Genomic DNA, 9,504 nt, shown 5'->3' with positions numbered 1-9,504 from the left:
GGAGGACTTTTTTTGTGTAAATAGGTCAAAAGAAAACCCACAGGAATGCTCCTACGGAACAGAACGCGGTGAAGACACTGTAGCGGCGCCCTTCCGCGCGGGTGCGAGGGTTTCTCCTGTAGCGGATTTATTGCTATGTTCACGTTTTTGCTAACTACAGTAACGTTTAGTCACAGTCACTTTCTATAGCATATTAATTAAGCTCTTTCCTTAAGAAATTCCTCATAAGAAAGCTCTTTATCAACTAATCCCTCATCTGTTAGTTCAATGATACGGTTTGCAATCGTATGAATAAACTGTTGGTCATGAGAAGCAAAGATCATAGACCCTTTGTAGTTAATTAATCCGTTGTTGACTGCTGTAATTGATTCTAAGTCAAGGTGGTTGGTAGGCTCATCTAAAAGAAGAACATTAGCGCCACTTAACATCATTTTAGAAAGCATACAACGAACTTTCTCTCCTCCAGAAAGCACGTTTGCTTTTTTGTGAACTTCTTCACCAGAGAATAGCATACGACCTAAGAATCCACGTAGGAATGTATCACTATCATCCTCAGGAGAATACTGTCTTAACCAATCAAGGATCGACGTTTCATTTCCTTCAAAGAAGCTTGAGTTATCTTTCGGGAAATATGATTGAGACGTTGTAATTCCCCACTTGTAGCTTCCGGAATCCGGCTCCATCTCACCAGTTAGAATTTTAAAGAGTGCTGATTTAGCTGTTTCATGAGTTCCTACAAGTGCAATTTTATCATCCTTGTTCATTGTAAAGCTCACGTTATTTAATACTTTTACACCATCAATGGTCTTACTCAGGTTTTCAACACGTAACAAATCGTTTCCAACCTCACGCTCTGGAGTGAAGTGAACGTATGGATATTTACGAGAAGAAGGTTTAATATCATCTAACTCAATTTTGTCTAACAATTTTTTACGTGAAGTTGCTTGCTTTGATTTTGAGGCATTAGCACTAAAGCGAGCAATAAAGCCTTGTAATTCTTTAATCTTTTCTTCTTTTTTCTTGTTATTATCTTGTGCCATTCTTTGGGCAAGCTGGCTTGATTCATACCAGAAATCATAGTTCCCAACATACACTTGAATTTTTCCAAAATCAAGGTCAGCAATATGCGTACACACGTTGTTTAAGAAATGTCTGTCATGCGACACAACAATAACAGTATTTTCAAAGTTAATTAAGAAATCCTCTAACCATTGAATCGCTTTAAGATCTAAGTGGTTGGTAGGCTCATCTAAAAGAAGAACATCAGGCTCACCAAAAAGGGCTTGAGCAAGCAAGATTTTAACGCGTTCTGAACCAGTTAGGTCAGCTAGTTTTTTATAGTGTAGCGACTCATCAATGCCAAGTCCTTTTAAAAGGACAGCTGCTTCTGATTCTGCTTCCCACCCATTAAGCTCAGCGAATTCGCCTTCAAGCTCAGCTGCTTTCATGCCATCTTCATCAGAGAATTCTTCTTTCATGTAAATGGCATTTTTCTCTTGCATGACTTCATACAAACGTGGGTGACCCATCATAACTGTATTTAAAACTTCTTCTTCTTCATATTCAAAGTGGTTCTGCTTTAATACAGCTAAACGTTGTCCTGGTTTTAGGCTCACATCACCAGATTGGGGTTCGATTTCTCCAGATAGAATCTTAATAAATGTTGATTTTCCGGCACCGTTGGCTCCAATTAATCCGTAACAATTCCCCGGGCTAAATTTAATATTCACTTCATCAAATAATTTGCGGTCTCCATACTGCAAACCTACATTATGAACAGTAATCATGTGTTGTTTCCTCCAATTATCGTTACAAGCGTTTCACGCTTTTATTTATGCAATTGTGTCCATCTTGTCCATTCTACAACCTAAAAAGCCTGATGTAAACGGCAAAGACGCTTTTAAGACACTTGATCCAAAAAAGAATGCGGTTTACTTCTTATCCATGAAGGTAATAGTGTTTTTGGAGGGGATACTATGAAAAAGACGTTGATGATTGGGTTAGCAGCAAGTGTTTTAACTGCTTGTGGAGTGGAATCGTCTGATGAGGAATCGAGCGAGCCAAATGATCAAAGCCAAGGTGAGGCAAACAAGACCACGGACACAAATGAGGGTGAAGTGGCTGAAAACGTAGTAGCTGACTCTTTGAATTCTCCTTGGGCTTTGCAAATGCATGAAGAAGAATGGTTTATAACTGACCGTGATGGAAACCTTGTCATGGTTCAGAACGGAGACGTGTCAGACCAAACATTAAATGTCTCTGAAGAAATTGTGCAGCAGGGTGAATCGGGACTGCTGGGGTTTGTACTACATCCTGACTTTGATTCCAATCAGCAAGCTTTTTTGTATCACACGTATCAAGATGATGAAGGTCTTAAAAATCGAGTGGTTCAAGTAGTAAGGGATGAGGACGTTTGGGAAGAAGAAGTAGAACTTCTAGGAAACATTCCAGGGGCTCCGACTCATAATGGAGGCAGATTAGCTATTTTTGAAGATGAATTGTATGTGACAACAGGTGATGCAGAGGATCCTCCATTGTCTCAGGATATTGATTCATTAGCAGGGAAGATCCTAAAAATGACGTTTGATGGTTCCATTCCTGATATGATGCCAATGGAAGATTCATATGTATGGTCCTATGGTCACAGAAATCCACAGGGACTCGCGTGGTTAGAGGATGGAACCATGTATAGCTCGGAGCATGGACAAACAGCTTTAGATGAAATAAATCAAATTGAACCCGGTAACAATTATGGTTGGCCAGATTATGAGGGAGACGAGACATCCGATGATACGGTGGCTCCATTTATTCATTCTGGTGATGATACATGGGCCCCATCCGGTCTAGTTGCAGCCGGAGATCAGCTTTACATGGCAGGTTTGCGTGGGGAGGCTGTGTACGAAGTGAACGTTGATGAAGGAGAGATTAGTCCGTTCATTGAAGGGTATGGCCGCATCCGTGATGTGTATATGCAAGATAATCGCTTATATTTTTTAACAAATAACACAGATGGACGTGGCAATCCTGATGACACAGATGATAAACTAATAGAAGTCGAATGAAACTAAAGTTCGCCATGGTGCGAACTTTTTTACTTATTACAGAATTTAAAGGGGGCATTGTTTTTGTCACGTATGAACTTAGAAGAGGATGCCCGTCGTCTGCTTCAACAAACATTTGGATATGAATCCTTTCGATCCGGGCAACAACGTGTCATTTCTCATGTATTAAATGGCCAGGATACGCTAGCTATCATGCCTACAGGTGGAGGAAAGTCTATCTGTTATCAAATCCCCGCAATGTTACTTCCAGGGTTAACAGTTGTGATCTCTCCCTTAATTTCATTAATGAAAGACCAAGTGGATGCATTAAATGAACTCGGCATTGCGTCAACCTACTTGAATAGTACATTGTCTGCTAAGGAAGAATTTGCTCGTACAGAGGGAATAAAAGAGGGGCATTATAAACTTGTTTATGTCGCACCAGAACGATTAGAAAATTTCGCGTTCCAAAGGCTGTTGTCTTCTATCGACATCTCGCTCGTAGCAATTGATGAGGCACACTGTATGTCTCAGTGGGGCCATGACTTTAGACCAAGTTATATGACGATACCGCAGTGGATGGAGCAGCTACAGCCTCGACCGATTGTACTGGCCCTTACTGCAACGGCAACAAAGGACGTTCAAAACGATCTGAAATCACATTTAGCTATTTCGGAGGATCATGCGGTTGTGACTGGCTTTGCGCGTACAAATCTATCCTTTCAGGTGATGAAAGGGGTCGACAAACGTGCATATGTTACAAAGTACGTGAACCAGCGTAAGGGTGAGCCTGGAATTATCTATGTGTCAACGCGTAAGGAAGCAGAGCAGATCGCTAGTCATCTTCAAAAGAAGTCCTTTACTTGTGGAATCTATCACGGTGGGATGAGTGATGTGGACCGGGCTGCCAGTCAAGAGGATTTTCTATATGACCGAGTGGAGATGATGGTCGCTACAAATGCATTTGGTATGGGAATTAACAAATCAAATGTGAGATATGTGATTCATTATAACTTACCAAAGAATATTGAAGCGTATTACCAGGAAGCGGGTCGTGCGGGGCGAGATGGTGAAAAAGGTGACTGTATTCTACTATTTGGGGGGCAGGATATTAGAACCCAGCAATTTTTTATTGAACAATCGGATGCAGACGCAGAGTACAAGCAGAATGAATTTTATAAGCTTCAAAAGATGATTTCATATTGTCATACTGAAAGCTGTCTTCAACAAACCATTCTACGTTATTTTGGAGATGATTCGGCCGAGCCTTGTGGACGTTGCAGTAATTGCTTGCAGCAAGGCGAAAAACAAGAATGTACGAGAGAGGCTCAAATGGTGTTCTCATGCATCAAGCGAACAAGAGAGCGATTTGGAACGATGATGGTTGCACAAATTTTAACGGGTTCCACAAATCAGAAAATCAAACAATTTGGTTTAGATAAGCTTTCAACCTATGGGCTAATGAAACAACAAACAGCTAAATCTGTTCAATCATTTATAGATTATCTTGTAGCTGAAGACTATTTGCAACGGACGAACTCTGAATATCCAACGATTGAATTAACAGAGCGTGCGGTAAACGTATTACTTGGCAATGAGCACGTGATGAGGCGGATTGAACCTGAGCTAAAAGAGCCTGAAGAGTTAGACGAAGTGTTTACTGTGCTTCGTAATGTACGAAAAGAACTTGCCTCAGCAAGTGGAATTCCACCCTATTTGGTCTTCTCTGACAAGACGTTAAAAGAAATGAGTAAATATATTCCACAAACAGAAGATGAGTTCGGTTCGATAAGTGGAGTGGGTGAGCAGAAGAAAACAAAGTATGCAGAAGCATTTATCCAAGCACTGGCGCCGTTTAAAGATAAAAAGCCAGAGGTGGATATCACATTACGCCCTTCAAAGACCTCATCAAATGGATCTGGAAAGAAAGGGAATCATTTAGAGACCGCAACTCAATTTTTAAATGGATTAACTATCCTGGAACTTGTAAATGAACGTGAACTTTCGGAAAGAACAATACTTAACCATCTCATTCGTGCGGAATCTGAAGGGATGGAGCTAAACTTAGCGAGCCTTGTTCCAGAAGAAAAAAGAGAGCAAATTTTACAGGTAGCCGAGCGAGTAGGAACTGAGTTCTTACGACCGATTAAGGATGAACTACCAGAAGACTATACCTTTGAAGAGATTCGTTTTGTGATCGGAAAATAAATTCATTATTTCGTCATTTGTTAAGTCGAAGCCGGACTCAATTGTATGATACAATGTGAGAAGCCTGAATGTCAGATTTGCAGGATATCTGCCTGATGTTCAGGCTTTTATATGTCTTTCTTTAGGAGAAAATGAATGATAAAAATTGTAACCGATTCAACGTGTGACCTACCTGCAGATCTTATTAAGAAGCTAGATATACAGGTTGTGCCTTTAACGATCCAAGCAAACGGTCAAACATTTTTAGATGGTGTAGACCTGGATCCTACAGAATTTATCGATTTGTTAGAGGTTTCTACTGAGATTCCAAAAAGCTCTCAACCATCCGTTGGAACATTTCTTACCGTATATGATCAATTAGAAGAGAAATACCCCGGAGTTCAAATTCTGTCCATTCATATGACTGAAAAGTTGAGCGGCACCGTTCATTCAGCCGAACTTGCTGCATCTGATTCAAAAGCTGATGTAACAGTTCTTGATTCATCGTTTATATCTGGCGCACTTGCGTTTCAAGTGGAACAAGCTGCGGAGATGGCATCTAACGGAATACAAATGGGGCCAATCCTGACTAAGCTTCAAGACATTCGCGACCAATCTCACTTATTTATTATGGTCGATACATTAGAGTATTTACAAAAGGGTGGACGTATTGGGAAAGGAAAAGCTTTAATTGGATCTCTATTAAAGGTGAAACCTTTAGCTGCCATTGTAGATGGAGAATATTCACCAATTAAAAACATGCGAACCTACAAACAAGTTATCGACTATCTTACCAATCAATTTTCTGAAGCAGCACTTGGTAAAGTCGTAAAGAAAGTGACTATTACTCATATAGAAGCAGAGGATCTTTCAACGCGACTAGTGAACGCTTTGAAAGCGATTGCCCCGAATGTTCCTTATTTTGTGACCACGACTTCACCAATTATTAGCACACATACGGGGCCGGGAGCCATTGCGTTAATGTATTACACAGAATAAGACAAACCTGTTTCATTGATTCTTCCTTTAAAAAAAGTTATAGTCAAGCATACAGATGATAGGAGGCTATTCCATGACAAATGTACATGAACTAACAAGTGAACAAGACTGGCAAGAGGTTAAAGCAAAGGCTGATGCAGACAAGCCGGTTATTGTGTTTAAACATAGCACGTCTTGCCCAATTAGCGCTGATGCATTCAAACAATTTAATACCTTTGTTGAATCGGAGAAAGGGCAAGAGATCGCTACGGCTTATGTGAAAGTGATTGAATTCCGACCTGTATCGAATAAGATTGCAGAAGACTTAGAAGTTGTACACAAATCACCGCAAATCTTTATACTGAAAAACGGCGAAGTGAAATGGACAGAATCTCATTGGAATATCACGCAAGAGAGCATTGAAAACGCACTTCAAGCATAATAAGAAAAAAGCAGCTGAGCGTCAGCTGCTTTTTTTATGTGCATGTTTCCGTCTAGATTCCCTGAGCATCTTCACATAAACCAAAAATAAACAAACAAAGGCTAAGATTGAACATGTATGCTGCAATAGTCGAAACCAGTCCATGGTACCCTCCAAGTCACTCTATATTCTCGTTTATAGAATGACCAATTAAGGTTCATTTATCCATTTCGAGTTCTATTTTTGTTGGGGACTACGTAATGTGGAAGTAAACGAGTGGACAAGGAGTGAGTTGACTATGCGCATACAAGCAGATGAGAAGTGGCTTTTGGTGGCGGGAGTCTTAGTACTGATTGGGATGTTTGCAACGGCATTTATCGTTTAACTCTCAAGAAAAGACCCCTATTTAGGCGTCTCGATCTTATCACAATATCTGTTTAATTGACTTGCTGAATAGTCAAGTTGTTCTTTAATGTACGCTTCAGCATCAGATGTATACACGCGGTTTCGCTTATGTTGAAGCAGTGTATCAACTAATTGCCCGTAGCTTGCATAGACGCTGTCAAGCGCAAGATTAAGATGTTCGTAGTCTTCGTTAGTCGCAATGTTTTTAATTTGAACAGATAAGCGATTTAATTCATTTAACTTTCTCAACTGGCTTTGTAAATATTCTTCACTAAAAGGGATCTCGGACATTGTGATGCGCCTCCTTTATGCATTGTATGAGGAGGTTGTGTGTGAAAGTACTTTAAAATGTTCTACATAAAAATGTACAATAGAGATGTAAAAGGTAGCCATGTAATGTGGTTTAAAAGAGGTTTTAATAATGAATACATTTCTTAAAGGGTTTTTAAAAACGACTTTATGGACAATCACTCTAACAATTTTACCGGTCATGTTAATAACAATAGGGGGAGATGTGTACCATTATGTTATAAGTAAGAACACTCAATTCCACGGATTATTTTGGGCATATCCATTAAGCTTAATGATTTTATTGTTTACCTTGCCGTTTGCGATCTTCGTGTACATGATCAATTGGTTAGCAGATCGAAAAAAGAATCATACATAAAAAAAGCCACAAGCATGGCAAGCATACAAGTAGCTTCTAAAAATGGGATTCATAGATTTGTGACAATGGAGCCATTCAAGTTTTCTTCGTCAATCTCCACTTCAAAATCATGCTTTTCATAAAAATGGATGAGTCTATCTCGATTGCGATATTAATTTTATGTCATTTTCAAATGAGAGCTTGAAAGCCTTGATAACATTGATGTGACGGGGTTTATGGCGATTTCTTGAAGTGTTTTCTATTTACTAATGTGTCCTAAAATAAGCTATAAAAGCCTACATTTGAGTGGCTTTGGTGTGACTTTTATAGCTTATGCTTTTTTATGTGTCCTAAAACGTGACCTCTAGCGTGTCCTCTTAACTATCAAAATCAGCCCATAATTATTAAAAAACAATCCATTTTTTCGTCTATATTTTAGTATGATATCAGCTAGTATTTCTTTCCGTATTGATATCATACTAAAATATAGAGGCTTAAGTAATGCTCACATAAAACAAAAAAAAACGGGGAGTAGACCAACTCAACTTAATGAGCCAATCTACTCCCCGAATGTGTTTCTTTATCCACTAATCTTATTCAATAAATCACTATTCTGTTTTGCTGTTCCTTTGTATCCTTTGATGCCATGTTGACTAGCAAGCTTCTGACGATTCCCGAAACTCGAATCAACTTTAATACGCTTCAAGTAATCAACTAGACCTTCTCCGTTTTTTGCTTTAGGATTACTTGACTTCTTAACTGCTGGTTTACTTGCCGCTTTAGGTGCGCTACCACTAATCTTGTTAAGCAACTCTGTATTCTGAGCAGCAGTACCTTTATAGCCTTTTATGCCGTGTTCAGCAGCTAATTTCTCTCTATTGCCAAAGCTAGAATTAATCTTAACTCTGTTTAGGTAATCGACTAACCCCTCACCACTTTTAGCAGATGTAGAAGATGTAGTTTTCTTTGGTGCTGGCTTAGATGCAGGAGTAGTCCCACTTGAAATCTTATTTAACAGATCTGTATTTTGCTGTGCTGTTCCTGTGTAGTTTTTAATACCATGCTGATCAGCTAACTTTTTACGGTTATTCATAGATGAGTCGATACCGACACGATTAAGATAATCTACGATTCCTTCACCTGATTTAGCAGCTTGATTAGAAGTTGTTGGCTGAGGTTTAGGTGCTGGAGCGGGGGAAGGCTTAGGAGCTTCAACTTGCGTTCCACCTGTCTGAGTATCATTTGTTACACTGACACTTCCGCATATAGCTTCGACTAATGCTTGTGCATACTCATCTACTTTGTTCACCATGATATCTGCATCAGTTTTATTAGTACCGAAACCTAGCTCAAGTAATCTATATTGGTAGCTTGCTTTTACAGAACGGTTAGCGTTACCAAGATTCCCTCTACCACTAATTCCAACATGGCTTCTATGATTATATCTAACTCCAACCATCTTATCGATTGCATCACGTAGTCTTAAATCCATATTGTTAGGATTCTGATCAACTTGGATAATGACATGTCCTTTACTTGCAGCCGCAGAAGCAGCGTCATAGTGGAATTCTGTAACTTGAGAAGCATTATGTTGTGCAGCTAAAGCTACAATATTTCCACGATCAACAACATTATAAGCATCATGGAATACTACGTTATGTCCTTTAGGCAGGTATTTTTTCATAGCAGGGAAGAGGTCTTCTTTCATGTAACGATGCTCACCTTTAGAAATAAATCCAGTTGCACCGGGATCGAATGTACCGTTTTTTCGTGTACCGTGTCCTGCAATTAGTAAGTGTTTAGTCATTAAATCATCTCCAATTAAA

8 protein-coding genes are annotated in these 9,504 nt (G+C 39.4%); 5 read left to right on the top strand and 3 right to left on the bottom strand.

What is annotated here, in order from left to right:
- Positions 1 to 197: 197 nt before the first annotated feature.
- Positions 198 to 1,787, bottom strand: a complete 1,590-nt coding sequence (locus ACQKKO_RS04280; protein ID WP_498644642.1) for an ABC-F family ATP-binding cassette domain-containing protein — start codon at positions 1,785 to 1,787, stop codon at positions 198 to 200.
- Between the two features lie 189 nt (positions 1,788 to 1,976).
- Here ACQKKO_RS04280 and ACQKKO_RS04275 point away from each other — a divergent pair, with 189 nt between their 5' ends.
- The 4 genes from ACQKKO_RS04275 to ytxJ all read left to right on the top strand — a co-directional run bounded on the left by ACQKKO_RS04275 (position 1,977) and on the right by ytxJ (position 6,648).
- Positions 1,977 to 3,062, top strand: a complete 1,086-nt coding sequence (locus ACQKKO_RS04275) for a PQQ-dependent sugar dehydrogenase (protein ID WP_498644640.1) — start codon at positions 1,977 to 1,979, stop codon at positions 3,060 to 3,062.
- 72 nt (positions 3,063 to 3,134) lie between these two features.
- Entirely contained in the window at positions 3,135 to 5,249 is a 2,115-nt protein-coding gene (recQ, locus tag ACQKKO_RS04270; protein ID WP_498644663.1) for a DNA helicase RecQ, read from the top strand.
- A 135-nt stretch (positions 5,250 to 5,384) separates the two neighbouring features.
- Positions 5,385 to 6,227 (top strand): DegV family protein, encoded by an 843-nt coding sequence (locus tag ACQKKO_RS04265; protein ID WP_498644638.1) that lies wholly within the window; start codon positions 5,385 to 5,387, stop codon positions 6,225 to 6,227.
- 73 nt (positions 6,228 to 6,300) lie between these two features.
- Positions 6,301 to 6,648: a bacillithiol system redox-active protein YtxJ gene (gene ytxJ, locus ACQKKO_RS04260; protein WP_498644636.1), complete on the top strand. Its 348-nt coding sequence runs from the start codon at positions 6,301 to 6,303 to the stop codon at positions 6,646 to 6,648.
- 381 nt (positions 6,649 to 7,029) lie between these two features.
- Here ytxJ and ACQKKO_RS04255 read toward each other — a convergent pair whose 3' ends face one another.
- Positions 7,030 to 7,323: a hypothetical protein gene (locus ACQKKO_RS04255; RefSeq protein ID WP_498644634.1), complete on the bottom strand. Its 294-nt coding sequence runs from the start codon at positions 7,321 to 7,323 to the stop codon at positions 7,030 to 7,032.
- 130 nt (positions 7,324 to 7,453) lie between these two features.
- Between ACQKKO_RS04255 and ACQKKO_RS04250 the strand changes: the two genes are divergently transcribed.
- On the top strand, positions 7,454 to 7,699 hold the full coding sequence (locus ACQKKO_RS04250; protein WP_498644632.1) for a hypothetical protein: 246 nt from the start codon (positions 7,454 to 7,456) through the stop codon (positions 7,697 to 7,699).
- A gap of 559 nt (positions 7,700 to 8,258) precedes the next feature.
- Here ACQKKO_RS04250 and ACQKKO_RS04245 read toward each other — a convergent pair.
- Positions 8,259 to 9,485: an N-acetylmuramoyl-L-alanine amidase gene (locus ACQKKO_RS04245; RefSeq protein ID WP_498644630.1), complete on the bottom strand. Its 1,227-nt coding sequence runs from the start codon at positions 9,483 to 9,485 to the stop codon at positions 8,259 to 8,261.
- Positions 9,486 to 9,504: the final 19 nt, after the last annotated feature.

The sequence above is a fragment of the Alkalihalobacillus sp. NPDC127517 genome, assembly GCF_050276055.1.
Classification (GTDB): domain Bacteria; phylum Bacillota; class Bacilli; order Bacillales; family Bacillaceae_D; genus Alkalicoccobacillus.
The sequence above is the reverse complement of the archived record's forward strand: the minus strand, read 5'-3'. Positions and strand labels throughout refer to the sequence as shown.